We start from the raw sequence: 16535 nt of genomic DNA, 5'->3' as shown, positions 1-16535 counted from the left end.
ACTCCAGTAGTGAGCGATATCGACAACGATGACCTGACCTTCAGCATTGAAAACCAGCCATCGTGGGCGAGCTTCAATACCGCGAGTGGTTTGCTTTCCGGCACGCCAACCAATGACGATGTCGGCAGCACCTCGAACATCACGATTAAGGTCAGTGATGGCACTGAAACCGTCAGTTTGGCGGCCTTCAATCTTGAAGTAGTCAACGTTAACGACGCGCCGAGCATTTCGGGGTCGCCTGCAACGTCAGTCAATCAGGATGCCAGCTACAGCTTCACGCCTGTAGCCAGCGATATCGACAGCGATGACTTGACCTTCAGTATTGAAAATCAGCCATCGTGGGCGAGTTTTAATACCGCGAGCGGCTTGCTCAGCGGTACACCGACTAACGATGATGTCGGTACCACCTCGAACATCACGATCAAGGTCAGTGATGGCACGGAAACCGTCAGCTTGGGTGCGTTCAATTTGGAAGTGGTGAACGTCAATGACGCGCCACAAATCAGTGGCAGCCCGGGCACCAGTGTGCAGCAAGATGCCAGTTACAGCTTTACCCCGAGCGCCAGCGATATCGACAACGATGACTTGACCTTCAGTATCGATAACTTGCCTGCGTGGGCGAGTTTCAATACCGCGAGCGGTTTGCTTTCCGGCACCCCGACCAATGACGATGTCGGCACCACGACGAACATCGTGATTCATGTCAGTGATGGCACAGAAACCGTCAGCTTGGCGGCCTTCAACTTGGAAGTGGTGAACGTCAACGATGCACCGCAAATCAGTGGCAGTCCGGGCACCAGTGTGCAGCAAGATGCCAGTTACAGCTTTACCCCGAGCGCCAGCGATATCGACAACGATGACTTGACCTTCAGTATCGACAACCAACCGTCGTGGGCAAGCTTCAATACCGCGAGCGGTTTGCTTTCCGGCTCGCCAACCAACGACGATGTCGGCACAACCTCGAACATCATGATTCATGTCAGCGATGGCACGGAAACCGTCAGCTTGGCGGCCTTCAACTTGGAAGTGGTGAACGTCAACGACGCGCCGCAAATCGGTGGCAGCCCAGCAACCAGCGTGCAGCAGGATGCCAGTTACAGCTTTACCCCGAGCGCCAGCGATATCGACAACGATGATCTGACGTTTAGTATCGAAAACCAGCCTGCGTGGGCGAGCTTTAATGCGGCGAGCGGTCTGCTCAGTGGCACTCCGACCAACGACGATGTGGGGACGACCTCGAACATCACCATCAAGGTAAGCGATGGTACAGAAACGGTTAGCCTTGCAGCCTTCAACCTCGAAGTGGTGAACGTTAACGACGCGCCGGTGATCTCAGGCAGTCCAGCTACCAGCGTGCAGCAGGATGCCAGTTACAGCTTTACCCCGAGCGCCAGCGATATCGATAACGATGATCTGACCTTCAGTATTGAAAACCAGCCATCGTGGGCGAGCTTTAATACCGCGAGTGGGTTGCTTTCAGGTACCCCGACTAATGACGATGTGGGTACGACATCGAACATCTCTATTAAGGTCAGTGATGGTACTGAAACGGTCAGCTTGGCCGCGTTTAACCTGGAAGTCGTTAACGTTAACGACGCGCCGCAAATCAGCGGAACACCTGCGACTTCAGTCAATCAAGGTGCCAGCTATAGCTTCACACCAGTAGCCAGTGATATCGATAACGATGACTTGACCTTCAGTATTGAAAATCAGCCATCGTGGGCAAGCTTCAATACCGCAAGCGGCCTGCTTAGCGGCACACCGACTAATGACGATGTTGGCAGTACGTCAAACATTACTATCAAGGTCAGTGATGGCACTGAAACCGTCAGCTTGGCGGCATTCAATCTCGAAGTAGTCAACGTTAATGACGCGCCGCAAATCAGCGGTACACCAGCGACTTCAGTCAATCAAGGTGCCAGTTACAGCTTCGCGCCAGTAGCCAGCGATATCGACAACGATGACTTGACCTTCAGTATCGAAAACCAACCTGCGTGGGCAAGCTTTAATACGGCCTCGGGCGTATTGAGTGGCACACCGGCCAATGATGATGTCGGTACTACCTCGAATATCGTGATTAAGGTCAGTGATGGCACCGAGATTGTGAGCCTTACCGCGTTCAATCTGGAAGTGGTCAACGTTAATGATGCGCCGTCTATTTCAGGCACGCCAGCCACCAGTGTGCAGCAGGATGCCAGCTACAGCTTCACGCCGATAGCCAGCGATATCGACAACGATGATCTGACCTTCAGCATTGAAAACCAGCCAAGCTGGGCTAGCTTTAATACCGCAAGCGGTCTGCTCAGTGGCACTCCAACCAATGGCGATATCGGTACTACGTCGAACATCTCGATTAAAGTCAGTGATGGCACTGAAACGGTCAGCTTGGCCGCGTTTAACTTGGAAGTAATTAACGTCAACGATGCGCCGTCTATTTCAGGCACGCCAGCCACCAGTGTGCAGCAGGATGCCAACTACAGCTTCACGCCGATAGCCAGTGATATCGACAACGATGACTTGACCTTCAGTATCGACAACCAGCCTTCGTGGGCGAGCTTCAATACGGCTTCGGGCGTATTGAGTGGCACACCGACCAACGACGATGTCGGTACCAGTTCGAACATCGTGATCAAAGTGAGTGACGGTACGGAAACGGTCAGCTTGGCAGCGTTCAATCTTGAAGTAGTTAACGTTAATGACGCACCGTCTATTTCAGGCACACCGGCTACCAGTGTGCAGCAGGATGCCAACTACAGCTTCACGCCTGTAGCCAGCGATATCGACAGCGATGACCTGACCTTCAGCATTGAAAACCAGCCATCGTGGGCGAGCTTCAATACCGCGAGTGGTTTGCTTTCCGGCACGCCAACCAATGACGATGTCGGCACCACGACGAACATCACTATCAAGGTCAGTGATGGCTCGGAAACCGTCAGCTTGGGTGCGTTCAATCTCGAAGTGGTGAACGTCAACGACGCACCGCAAATTAGCGGTAGCCCAGCTACTAGCGTGCAGCAAGATGCCAGCTACAGCTTTACCCCGACGGCGAGCGATATCGACAACGATGATCTGACCTTCAGTATTGAAAATCAGCCATCGTGGGCGAGCTTTAATGCGGCTTCGGGTGTATTGAGTGGCACACCAACCAATGACGATGTCGGCACGACCTCGAACATCGTGATTCATGTCAGCGATGGGGTAGCGACGGATAGTCTTGGCCCATTCAGCCTCGAGGTGGTGAACGTCAATGACGCGCCACAAATCAGTGGCAGCCCAGCAACTAGTGTGCAGCAAGATGCGAGCTACAGCTTCGCGCCAGTCGCCAGCGATATCGACAACGATGACTTGACCTTCAGTATTGAAAATCAGCCATCGTGGGCGAGTTTTAATACCGCGAGCGGTTTGCTCAGCGGTACACCGACTAACGATGATGTCGGTACCACCTCGAACATCATGATTAAGGTCAGTGATGGCACTGAAACCGTCAGTTTGGGTGCGTTCAATCTCGAAGTGGTGAACGTTAACGACGCGCCGGTGATCTCAGGCAGCCCAGCTACCAGCGTGCAGCAGGATGCCAGTTACAGCTTTACCCCGAGCGCCAGCGATATCGATAACGATGACTTGACCTTCAGTATTGAAAATCAGCCATCGTGGGCGAGCTTTAATACCGCGAGTGGTTTGCTTTCCGGCACGCCAACCAACGACGATGTCGGCACGACCTCGAACATAACTATCAAGGTCAGTGATGGCACGGAAACCGTCAGCTTGGGTGCGTTCAATTTGGAAGTGGTCAACGTCAACGACGCACCGCAAATCAGTGGCAGCCCAGCTACTAGCGTGCAGCAGGATGCCAGCTACAGCTTCACGCCAGTCGCCAGCGATATCGACAACGATGACTTGACCTTCAGTATCGACAACCTGCCTGCGTGGGCGAGCTTCAATACCGCGAGCGGTTTGCTTTCCGGCACGCCAACCAACGACGATGTCGGCAGCACCTCAAACATCACTATTAAGGTCAGTGATGGCACAGAAACGGTTAGTTTGGGTGCGTTCAATCTCGAAGTGGTGAACGTCAACGATGCACCGCAAATCAGTGGCAGCCCAGCTACCAGCGTGCAGCAAGATGCCAGTTACAGCTTTGCGCCGACGGCGAGCGATATCGACAACGATGACCTGGCCTTCAGCATTGAAAATCAGCCATCGTGGGCGAGTTTTAATACTGTGAGTGGTTTGCTCAGCGGTACCCCGATTAATGACGATGTGGGTACCACCTCGAACATCACGATTAAGGTCAGTGATGGCACGGAAACCGTCAGTTTGGCGGCCTTCAATCTCGAAGTGGTGAACGTCAATGACGCGCCACAAATCAGTGGCAGCCCAGCTACCAGCGTGCAGCAAGATGCCAGTTACAGCTTTACCCCGAGCGCCAGCGATATCGACAACGATGACTTGACCTTCAGTATTGATAATCTGCCAGCTTGGGCGAGCTTCAATACCGCGAGCGGTCTGCTTTCCGGCACTCCGACCAACGACGATGTGGGGACGACCTCGAACATCACCATCAAGGTAAGCGATGGTACAGAAACGGTTAGCCTTGCAGCCTTCAACCTCGAAGTGGTGAACGTTAACGACGCGCCGGTGATCTCAGGCAGTCCAGCTACCAGCGTGCAGCAAGATGCCAGTTACAGCTTTGCGCCGACGGCGAGCGATATCGACAACGATGACCTGGCCTTCAGCATTGAAAATCAGCCATCGTGGGCGAGTTTTAATACTGTGAGTGGTTTGCTCAGCGGCACGCCAACCAATGACGATGTCGGCACGACCTCGAACATCACGATCAAGGTCAGTGATGGCACGGAAACGGTAAGTTTGGGTGCGTTCAATCTCGAAGTGGTGAACGTTAACGACGCGCCGAGCATTTCGGGGTCGCCTGCAACGTCAGTCAATCAGGATGCCAGCTACAGCTTCACGCCTGTAGCCAGCGATATCGACAGCGATGACTTGACCTTCAGTATCGACAACCTGCCTGCGTGGGCGAGCTTCAATACCGCGAGCGGCTTGCTCAGCGGTACACCGACTAACGATGATGTCGGTACCACCTCGAACATCATGATTAAGGTCAGTGATGGCACTGAAACCGCCAGTTTGGGTGCGTTCAATCTGGAAGTGGTGAACGTTAACGACGCGCCGCAGGTCAGCGGTAGCCCAGCCACCAGTGTCCAGCAGGACGCTACCTACAGCTTCACTCCAGTAGTGAGCGATATCGACAACGATGACCTGACCTTCAGCATTGAAAACCAGCCATCGTGGGCGAGCTTCAATACCGCGAGTGGTTTGCTTTCCGGCACGCCAACCAATGACGATGTCGGCACCACGACGAACATCACTATCAAGGTCAGTGATGGCACAGAAACCGTCAGTTTGGATGCGTTCAATCTCGAAGTGGTGAACGTTAACGACGCGCCGGTGATCTCAGGCAGTCCGGGCACCAGTGTGCAGCAAGATGCCAGTTACAGCTTCACGCCGACGGCGAGCGATATCGACAACGATGATCTGACTTTTAGTATCGAAAACCAGCCTACGTGGGCAAGCTTCAATACCGCGAGTGGTTTGCTTTCCGGCACCCCGACCAATGATGATGTTGGTACTAGCTCGAACATCACGATTAAGGTCAGTGATGGTACGGAAACCGTTAGTCTTACAGCCTTCAATCTGGAAGTGGTGAACGTCAACGATGCACCGCAAATCAGTGGTACCCCAGCCACCAGTGTGCAGCAAGATGCCAGTTACAGCTTTACCCCGAGCGCCAGCGATATCGACAACGATGATCTGACGTTTAGTATCGACAACCTGCCTGCGTGGGCGAGCTTTAATGCGGCGAGTGGTTTGCTCAGCGGTACACCAACCAATGACAATGTCGGCTCGACCTCGAACATCGTGATTCATGTCAGCGATGGCACAGAAACGGTAAGTTTGGATGCGTTCAATCTCGAAGTGGTGAACGTTAACGACGCGCCACAAATCAGTGGCAGCCCAGCTACCAGCGTGCAGCAGGATGCCAGTTACAGCTTCACGCCAGTGGCCAGTGATATCGATAACGATGATCTGACGTTTAGTATCGACAACTTGCCAGCCTGGGCAAGCTTTAATACGGCCTCGGGCGTATTGAGTGGCACACCAACCAATGACGATGTCGGCACGACCTCGAACATCACGATTAAGGTCAGCGATGGCACAGAAACGGTAAGTTTGGGTGCGTTCAATCTCGAAGTGGTGAACGTTAACGATGCACCGCAAATCAGTGGCAGCCCAGCTACCAGTGTGCAGCAGGATGCCAGCTACAGCTTCACGCCAGTGGCCAGCGATATCGACAACGATGACTTGACCTTCAGTATCGACAACCTGCCAGTGTGGGCTAGCTTCAATACCGCGAGCGGTTTGCTTTCCGGCTCGCCAACCAACGACGATGTCGGCACCACGACGAACATCACTATCAAGGTCAGTGATGGCACAGAAACCGTTAGCTTGGCGGCATTCAACCTGGAAGTGGTGAACGTCAACGACGCGCCGCAAATCGGTGGCAACCCAGCTACCAGCGTGCAGCAAGATGCCAGCTACAGCTTTGCGCCTGTAGCCAGCGATATCGACAGCGATGACTTGACCTTCAGTATTGAAAATCAGCCATCGTGGGCAAGCTTTAATACGGCCTCGGGCGTATTGAGTGGCACGCCGACCAACGACGATGTCGGTACTACCTCGAACATCTCTATTAAAGTCAGTGATGGCACAGAAACCGTAAGTCTTGCAGCCTTCAACTTGGAAGTGGTGAATATCAATGATGCGCCAGTGATTTCAGGTTCACCAGCCACCTCAGTGAATCAAGATGCAGTGTACATCTTCAGTCCAAGTTATAGCGATGCCGACAGTGATGATCTGATCTTCAGCATTGAAAATCAGCCTTCGTGGACGAGTTTCAATCCCGCGACTGGGGTGTTGTCAGGTCTGCCGACCAATGGTGATGTTGGTATCAGCTCGGGTATTGTCATTAGCGTTTCGGATGGTGTAGAGACTGCCAGCCTTGTGGCATTCAATCTCGAAGTGGTCAACGTCAACGACGCGCCGACGATTTCGGGCACGCCTGCGACTAGCGTAAACCAAGATGCGGTATACAGCTTTAGTCCAAGTTATAGTGACGCGGACAGTGATGATCTGACATTCAGCATTGAAAATCAGCCAGCGTGGACAAATTTCCACCCTGGGACCGGCGTCTTATCGGGCTTGCCTGACAATGGTGATGTCGGTACCACCTCAAACATTGTCATCAGCGTTTCGGATGGCGTCGAGACTGCCAGTCTTGCTGCATTCAATCTCGAAGTGGTGAACGTCAACGATGCACCGCAAATCAGTGGCAGCCCAGCTACCAGCGTGCAGCAAGATGCGAGCTACAGCTTCGCGCCAGTCGCCAGCGATATCGACAATGATGATCTGACCTTCAGTATCGACAACCAACCGTCGTGGGCAAGCTTTAATACGGCCTCGGGCGTATTGAGTGGCACCCCGACCAATGACAATGTCGGCACAACCTTGAACATCACGATTCATGTCAGCGATGGGGTAGCGACGGATAGTCTTGGCTCATTCAGTCTCGAGGTGGTGAACGTTAACGACGCGCCACAAATCAGTGGCAGCCCAGCTACCAGCGTGCAGCAAGATGCCAGTTACAGCTTCACGCCAGTCGCCAGCGATATCGACAACGATGACTTGACCTTCAGTATTGATAATCTGCCTGCGTGGGCGAGCTTCAATACCGCGAGCGGTTTGCTTTCCGGCTCGCCAACCAACGACGATGTCGGCACCACGACGAACATCACTATCAAGGTCAGTGATGGCGCAGAAACCGTTAGTCTTACAGCCTTCAATCTGGAAGTGGTGAACGTCAACGATGCACCGCAAATCAGTGGCACCCCAGCCACCAGTGTGCAGCAAGATGCCAGTTACAGCTTTACCCCGAGCGCCAGCGATATCGACAATGATGATCTGACCTTCAGTATTGAAAATCAGCCTGCGTGGGCGAGCTTTAATGCGGCTTCGGGTGTATTGAGTGGCACGCCAACCAATGACGATGTCGGCACGACCTCAAACATCACTATTAAGGTCAGTGACGGCACAGAAACCGTCAGCCTGGCGGCCTTCAACCTGGAAGTGGTGAACGTCAACGACGCGCCGCAAATCGGTGGCAGCCCAGCTACCAGCGTGCAGCAGGATGCCAGTTACAGCTTTACCCCGAGCGCCAGCGATATCGACAACGATGACTTGGCCTTCAGCATTGAAAATCAGCCATCGTGGGCGAGTTTTAATACTGTGAGTGGTTTGCTCAGCGGTACGCCAACCAACGACGATGTCGGCACGACCTCGAACATCACGATCAAGGTCAGTGATGGCACGGAAACCGTCAGCTTGGCGGCCTTCAACTTGGAAGTGGTGAACGTCAACGATGCACCGCAAATCAGTGGCAGTCCAGCCACCAGTGTGCAGCAAGATGCCAGTTACAGCTTTACCCCGAGCGCCAGCGATATCGATAACGATGACTTGACGTTTAGTATCGAAAACCAGCCTGCGTGGGCGAGCTTTAATGCGGCGAGCGGTCTGCTCAGTGGCACTCCGACCAACGACGATGTGGGGACGACCTCGAACATCACCATCAAGGTAAGCGATGGCACAGAAACGGTAAGTTTGGGTGCGTTCAGCCTCGAAGTGGTGAACGTTAACGACGCGCCGGTGATCTCAGGCAGTCCAGCTACCAGCGTGCAGCAGGACGCCAGTTATAGCTTTACCCCAAGCGCCAGCGATATCGACAACGATGATCTGACGTTTAGTATCGACAACTTGCCTGCGTGGGCGAGCTTCAATGCGGCTTCGGGTGTATTGAGCGGCACACCAACCAATGACGATGTCGGCACCACGACGAACATCACTATCAAGGTCAGTGATGGTACGGAAACCGTTAGTCTTACAGCCTTCAATCTGGAAGTGGTGAACGTCAACGATGCGCCTGTATCTGAAGATGATGTCGCTACTACGCAAGAAGATCAGCCTGTGATGATTGATATTCTGAATAACGACTACGATATCGATCAAAATTTGGTGATTTCGAGTGTGAGCATAGAAACTGATCCTGAACACGGTATTGTTACGTTCGACTCTGGTACCGGAAAAGTGACCTATCAGCCTGAGTTAGATTTTTACGGTAATGATAGTTTCACATATAGAGTGAAAGACAGTGAATTAAGTGTGTCTGAATTAGCAACGGTTTATGTGACCGTCACTTCTGTTAACGATGTACCAGTAGCATCACCATTTAATGAAAAAACGGAAGAGGATAATCCTATAGTCTTGGCTGTAAGGATTGCAGCTACTGATCCGGAAGAGGGTACACCTGAAGGGAATATTGAAATTGTTACTCACCCTGAGAATGGTGTTGCTACCATTGAAGATGGTGCCAATATTCGTTATTTGCCAAGTGAAGACTATTTCGGCCAAGATGTTTTGGAGTACCGTATTTTTGATGGGGTGGGTCTAGCATCAGAAGCCGCCAAAATAAAAATATTGGTGGGGGCGGTAAACGATAGGCCTGTTGCAATGGATGATGAAGCAACCACGCTTGAAGACGAGCCCGTTGAAATCGCTATTTTATCCAATGACAGTGATATCGAAGATGGAAGTGCAGAAAGCGGGTTTACTGCTCAGCAAATCACCCTTACTAATCAAGCGTCCTTGACTAAAGGTACTGCCACGGTGTTAGCGGATGGGATACTGAGGTATGTGCCTAACGAAGATGCTAATGGTACCGAGGTAATTACGTATTCCATTACCGATAGTGATGGTTATGAGTCATTAGCGGCAACGGTCACTATTACCGTCACGCCTGTTAATGATGCTCCGGTTGCTATAAATAACCAAGCTCAATTGGTTGAAGAAGGCACGCTCGAGATTAATGTCTTGGGTAATGATTATGATGTTGATGATGGCGATCTGGTGGACGTTACATCTGTAGAACTTGTCTCGATGCCGCAAGGTGGCTCGGCGACTGTTACTTCCACTGGTGCAATTCGCTACCAAGCGACTGAAAACTACTTTGGTGATGATCTGTTTAGTTATCAGGTTAAAGATAACACCGGGGCAGTTTCAAATATTGCGATAGTTAGCTTAACCATCATGCCGGTTAATGATGTGCCGATTATCGTTGACGATACAATCACGGAAACCTATTCAGAGCAAAATCAATTTGAGTTAGATGTATTGAGCAATGATGTTGATGTTGATGGCGATACACTCAGTATTGTTGCCGCTCAGGCCAGTGTTGGCACGGTTACTATCGAGAACAACAAGCTTAACTATTTAGCACCAGCAGGTTTTACAGGCAATGTACAAATCAGTTACTTGGTCAGTGATGAATATAGCGAATTAGTCAGTGCGATAGTAACTCTAACCATTGAAGGAGAGGTTCAACTAGGCACGCCAATTATTAATGAGCCTGATGACGTTACCTTTAATGCGACAGCACTATTTACCAAAGCCGATCTTGGCGTTGCGACAGCATTTGATTCTTTGGGTAACCCACTAAGTGTTTCGTTGGTTGATAATCGATTCTATTTCCCTCCGGGCAATCATATCGTTTACTGGCGCACTGAAGATAAGCAAGGTAACAAAGCGGAAGCTAGCCAGCGTGTGATAGTCCATCCATTGGTGTCTATCGACAAAGATGGTGTAACCGCAGAAGGTAATAGCTATCAGGCCTCCGTGTATATCAATGGTGAGTCACCCACTTACCCAGTTGTTATTCCTTATACCGTTTCAGGTTCGGCTGATAGCCAAGATCATGATTTGGTCGCAGGCAATGTGGTTATCGAGCAAGGTTTGGAAGGTGCTATTACATTTACGCTCTTTGATGATGGTATTAGCGAGGGGGATGAGGAAGTTGTTATTACGCTAGATAATAGCGTAAACCTAGGTAGTAAATCTGTGTTCCGCTTGTTGGTGAAAGAAGACAATATTGCTCCTCAATTAACGGTCTTGGTCAGTCAATCTACGGAATATCGTCAGGTGGTCACCAAGAGTGCAGATTGGGTAACGATTAAAGCGAATGTTACCGATGCGAATAGTAAGGATAGCCATCAATATAACTGGCAAACCCACGAAGCGCTTATCACTAATCAGGGGACAGATGAGGATGAGTTTGTTTTCTCTCCAGAGCAACTTGCGCCTGGCCATTACATGATTAACTTGACGGTCACAGATGATTCGCCGAGCCCTGCTTCCGTTACCAAAGATATCTATATCGAAGTGGTACAGCAATTAGCCTCGCTGGGGAGTGAAGATAGTGATGGTGATCTGCTGCCCGACAGCGAAGAAGGCTTTGCTGACAATGACGAAGATGGTATTCCAGATTATCTCGATGCAATCAATGAGTGTAATGTCCTTCAAGAGCAAGCGCTCGACTCAGATGGTTACCTGATAGAAGGGGATCCTGGTGTTTGCTTGCGTAAAGGTGTGACAGTCGCGGCTAATGCCTCAGGAGGAACTCAGCTCTTTGATGATGAAGTTGAGCAGCAATTGGGCAGTGATACAGAAGCAACCAATATTGGTGGGGTGTTTGATTTCATCGCTTATGGTTTACCGACTCCGGGGAAAACTTATCAGGTTGTCTTCCCTCAACGTCTACCAATACCAGCAAATGCGGTTTATCGGAAATACTCTGAGCAAAAGGGCTGGTTTGATTTTGTCATAGACAGCAACAACTACTTGTCATCATCGGCTGGCGAGGCGGGTTATTGCCCACCTCCGGGAAGTGAGCTTTGGATTGTTGGTTTAAAAGAGGGGGATTGGTGTGTTCAGATCACTATCGAGGATGGAGGCCCGAATGATGATGATGGCATTGTAAACGGTAGCATCATGGATCCCGGTGGCGTTGCGACAAAAGCGAGTGAGAATACACTTCCTGTTGCTGAAGCAGATACAGCGGTGGTTGGTATTAACTCTTCTATCACCATTAACGTATTAGCCAATGATAGTGATGCAGACGGTGACGAAATTAGTATTGCTAGTGTGTCAGAAAGTTTTGGGACAACAGAGGTTATCAAAAATCAACTGCACTATACGGCTGAGGCGGGGTTCCTTGGCAATGCCGTGATTAATTACGGTATTACCGATAGCAAAGGTGGAACGGCGTCATCGACTGTTACGGTGAATGTTGTCAACAGCCAGTCTCCGGTTGCTGTTGATGACGAGGCACAAGTCGTCACTAAAGATGTTGTTGAAATTAATGTACTGGCAAACGACTTTGATCCTGATGGTGAAACGTTAGTGCTGCTTTCGGCGCAAGCTGAGCATGGTGATGTTGTTGTCAACAGTAACCAGACCTTGAGTTATCAGTCTGTGGCAGGGTTTGAAGGGGTAGATACGATTACCTATCAAATCAGTGATACCTTCGGTTTGACTGCGGGTGGACAGGTTAAGGTTACTGTCAGTAATGTCAGTTCAAGGTATGTCAGCAACTCTGGAGGGGGAACTATGGGGTTAACAGGGATCGTGATGCTAATGTTGATTAGCCTATTTAAATGGAGTACGGCACACTTTAATTTACTGTTGCGTGGCATAGTGTTGCTAATGTTATCTATCAGTACACAAGCACAGGCGAATTGGTACTTAGAAGCAGACGTAGGGCAGAGTAAGGCCCGAGATGATCTTGATACAAGCCAAGCACAAATCATCGATATCGAAGATCATGATTTTTACTGGACGCTGGGTGTCGGTTATTCCATTACTGCTAATTGGGATGTCACACTGAGGTATATCGATCAGGGGAAGGCAAGCGCAACCTTGGTTGGGGACGTTAATATGAGTGACGACAAACACCTGTCGTTATCTCGTATCACACCAGTGTTGGTGCAGGGGGTCGGTATCGACACCCGCTATGCGTTCTGGCGTTATCATCAGGTATCGCTAGCGGGTGTACTGGGGGCTATGTTCTGGGAAGCCGAGTATGAGAGTCTGTATCAAGGCCAGAAAATAACCCACAGCGATGATGGTGTTGACCCCTATGTTGGCTTCGAGATTAACTATGCCATTACGCCTGACTGGCAGGTAGGTATAGTGGCTAATCGTTATTTCATTGATATAAATGACGTCGATTCCCTGAGCATCAAACTCAAGTATCAGATACCAAGCTTTACAGATTAACGGCATGTTGTTACAGCCATTTACGAAACGTAAATGGCTTATTCTATGAGGAACAACTGATCTCCAGTGTCTTACCCCATTCAGGCGGTTGTTCTGCAAAAGCTGCAAACTTCGGGTGTTCATCAAACGGGCTCTGCAACACCGTTAAGAGTTGTTCCACCAGTGTGAAGTCACCGTTCTCTGCTTGTTCGATAGCCTGCTGAGCGAGGTAGTTCCTCAAGATATATTTAGGGTTGGATGTGCGCATAAGCTCGAGGCGATCGGTGTCACTCAAGGAGTCTTTTTCCAACCTATCAGCATACAGGGATAGCCATACTTCCAGTGGGGTGAGATCTTTGTACAAGGATTGGAACAGGTGGCTTGATGTCTTCAATTCAGCATGAGGAATTGATGACATGGTACGGAAAAATAGTGTGTAGTCGACAGCTTGTGTTCTCATCAAATCAAACAAATTGGTAAACAGCAGTGTATCTTGTTCCATCTTTTCTTTGAGGCCGAGTTTCTTTCGCATCTTTTCGCTGTAGGCTTTTTGTAGTAAAGGCTGATAGCTTTCTAAGGCATGATCAATGTCGTTTTTCTCTAGCAGTGGGGTGAGTGCATAGCCGAGCGCTGATAAGTTCCACAAGGCGATATTGGGTTGCTGGTTGAAAGCATAGCGGCCGGAATAATCGGAATGGTTACAGATAAATCCGGGCTCATAGTCATCCAAGAAACCATAGGGGCCGTAGTCAAATGTTAGGCCGAGTATCGACATATTGTCGGTATTCATCACACCATGGGCGAAACCAACCGCTTGCCAATCGGCAATCATTTCAGCAGTTAACCGGACGATATTGTGGAACATTTGGCTATAACGGCTAGCTTCATTTTTTTGCTCATTAATTTCAGGAAAGTGGTGCGTGATCAGGTAGTCGGCAAGTATTTTTAGTTCAGCATGTTGCTGGGTATAGAAAAAGTATTCGAAATGACCGAAACGCAAGTGGCTTTCGGCAACACGGATTAATGTCGCACCACGCTCGATCGTTTCTCGAAATACCGGCGTATTGCTTGAAAGCACGGCCAGAGCGTGGGTTGTTTTGATGCCTAATCCTGCCATTGCTGCGCTGGCAAGGTACTCACGAATGCTTGAGCGCAAAACCGCTCGCCCATCGCCTTGGCGAGAGTAGGGGGTAAGGCCGGAGCCTTTAAGGTGTATATCCCACTTTTGTCCGGATGATGTCAGTACTTCACCGAGTAACAGCCCACGGCCATCGCCTAAGTCAGGGTTGTATTGGCCAAACTGGTGGCCGGTGTACTTCATTGCGATGGGAGACATGACGGGGTAGTCATCGTTACCCGTAAAGAGGTTGATAAAGTACTCGGTGCGGGCCTGCTCTGGGTCCAGCTCCAGCAATTCGCTTACTTTACTGTTTACGCTGACCAGAAAAGGATCATCAAGCGGCTGTGGTTTGATTGGCGTACCAAACGCAGCTGGAAGTTGGCTGTATGTGTTATTAAAGACGAGCTCGGTCAGTTTTTTCATATAGGGATCATCATAATGGCTTCCCTTTAAGCGTATCAATTGCCAGCGAGGTTACAACGGAGAGAGTGTAGGGGTATTACCTCTCCCTGCTGTATTTTTGCTGTCGGTGGGGCTTTATTCGCTTTCGATAGGTTCGATATCGACAATTTTCGAACGGTTCATGATGACCTTCCAGCGCTGAACGCAGACGGTTTTTTCATCAACCATTTCGCGGGTTACTAGGTTGATCAGGTGACGCTTTTCTACGGTTTCCTTCGATACTTGGCCATCTTTAAGTTGGTAGATTTTTTGTGACCCTTTTTCCATCAGGCGGGTAATGGTGCGCAGATCCAACATAATGGATTCACGGGTTTGCTCATAGCCTGTCAGGAACTTGGTAGGCGACATGCGTGTTGTGCTTTTGTAGTGCAAAACAGTTTCCTCATGCTGGGAAACCTTGTGTTTACGAACCTTCCTGATTTCTTTATCTAAATCTTTAAAAGCACAATACTCCATCCACTCAAGCTGGCGGCCGATCAGCTGGTTTGAGTTGACGTCAAAAAACTGTTTGCGCCATTTGGGTTTGCCTTTTCGTACCCAGCGCCAAAGGATGGTTTTCAAGTCATCTTTAAACACCTCACGTGCCGCATAGATAAAAGACAGCACTAAAATAAATGAAGCGGTAATGTCACCAAGAACACCTCGCGCTTTAATCAGCATCAAGGTAACAAAAATCATTACAAAACCTGCCGCAAATCCCGTGACAACTTTACGCGTATTCTGGCCCAGTTCGCTGGTTTTTTCTTTCATGGTTACCGGATACTCAATCAAGCGGCGCAGTAGGCGCATCTTATTTGACATCCGAGTTGGATCTTCCATTGCTTTGGAAGAGTTGTAGTCATGTTTGGTTCTATGTTCAGATTCTTTTTCACAGACTTGCAGTAGTAGCGATTTAATCTCGCTGTAATCACTGCTTCGAGGTAGGTGCGCGACGAGTTCCAGCAACCGCTGTTCTGTGTACCATGAAAGGTAGTTATCGACATTCTCATAATACTTGTGCAGTTTTTTGTCTGTAGGCACACTACGGCGGAGTCGTTTCAAAATTCTCTGAGTTAACTGGGCGACTTCTTCAACTTCTTCTCGCGAGCGCTCTTCTTTGTCATCAAGCAGTTGCTGCGTGGTTTTCTCAAGCGCCAAGGCATATTGATACGCATAGAGGCTCAGGCTCAAGCGATACTGCTCAGTAGAGAGTTTTCCGCGACTAGCAAGCCGGCTATGAACTAATGGTAAGTGGTTTACATCGCTGTAGTAAGTACGTTTACCCTGAATGGCATTATGGAAAAATTCATCTTCAGCAATGATATTGCTGTTTAATCCAAGTTCGCCAGGAACAAAAATAAAGAGATCGAGTTGTCGGTTGGTTGTTTCAGGAATGACGTGGGAAATTTTGAGTTTATGCCCGTCTTTTTTTTCAACTGTGATCACTCTACTACACTACCTCACTATGGTTGGGCGATATGAATATGTAACGCTGTATAACCAAGTCACTTGGCGACTAACATAACGTTAAATTTGGGAAGTAAGATTAATTTTAGATGAATTAGTCAGTTAATAGCAGTGTTATTTGGTGTTTAACTCTTTATTAGAGTGAAAAGTAAGCAAAAAATGAAAGATAGGTCAGGCGCATTGGATTAACATCACGTATAATGCGCCGCCTGATGTTAAGATGAAGCATTGCAGAGCATCGCATGCTGTCGGCTGTTTGTTACACAGGCCGTTTTATTTACCCAGAGAG

The 16535-nt window shown here is 49.6% G+C and carries 3 protein-coding genes; 1 reads left to right on the top strand and 2 read right to left on the bottom strand.

Features of this window, described 5'->3' with window-relative positions:
- The first annotated feature begins 9 nt into the window (after nucleotides 1-9).
- Nucleotides 10-13239 (top strand): putative Ig domain-containing protein, encoded by a 13230-nt coding sequence (locus tag C9I99_RS25270; protein WP_107351603.1) that lies wholly within the window; start codon nucleotides 10-12, stop codon nucleotides 13237-13239.
- A gap of 43 nt (nucleotides 13240-13282) precedes the next feature.
- Here the strand turns inward: C9I99_RS25270 and C9I99_RS25265 are convergent, their stop codons facing one another.
- Nucleotides 13283-14761, bottom strand: coding sequence for a protein adenylyltransferase SelO (locus C9I99_RS25265; protein WP_107351602.1), 1479 nt, complete (start codon nucleotides 14759-14761; stop codon nucleotides 13283-13285).
- 114 nt (nucleotides 14762-14875) lie between these two features.
- Nucleotides 14876-16225 carry a hypothetical protein gene (locus C9I99_RS25260; protein WP_107351601.1) on the bottom strand — a complete coding sequence of 450 codons (1350 nt, stop codon included), beginning with the start codon at nucleotides 16223-16225 and terminating at the stop codon, nucleotides 14876-14878.
- Between the last annotated feature and the right edge of the window lie 310 nt (nucleotides 16226-16535).

Source organism: Photobacterium lutimaris, from assembly GCF_003025555.1.
Taxonomy (GTDB): domain Bacteria; phylum Pseudomonadota; class Gammaproteobacteria; order Enterobacterales; family Vibrionaceae; genus Photobacterium; species Photobacterium lutimaris.
This window is presented reverse-complemented; position numbering and strand designations above follow the sequence as displayed.

Excerpts from the sequence above, each read along its gene's own strand:
- C9I99_RS25265 (WP_107351602.1), bottom strand. The coding sequence starts at position 14,761 with ATGAAAAAACTGACCGAGCTCGTCTTTAATAACACATACAGCCAACTT.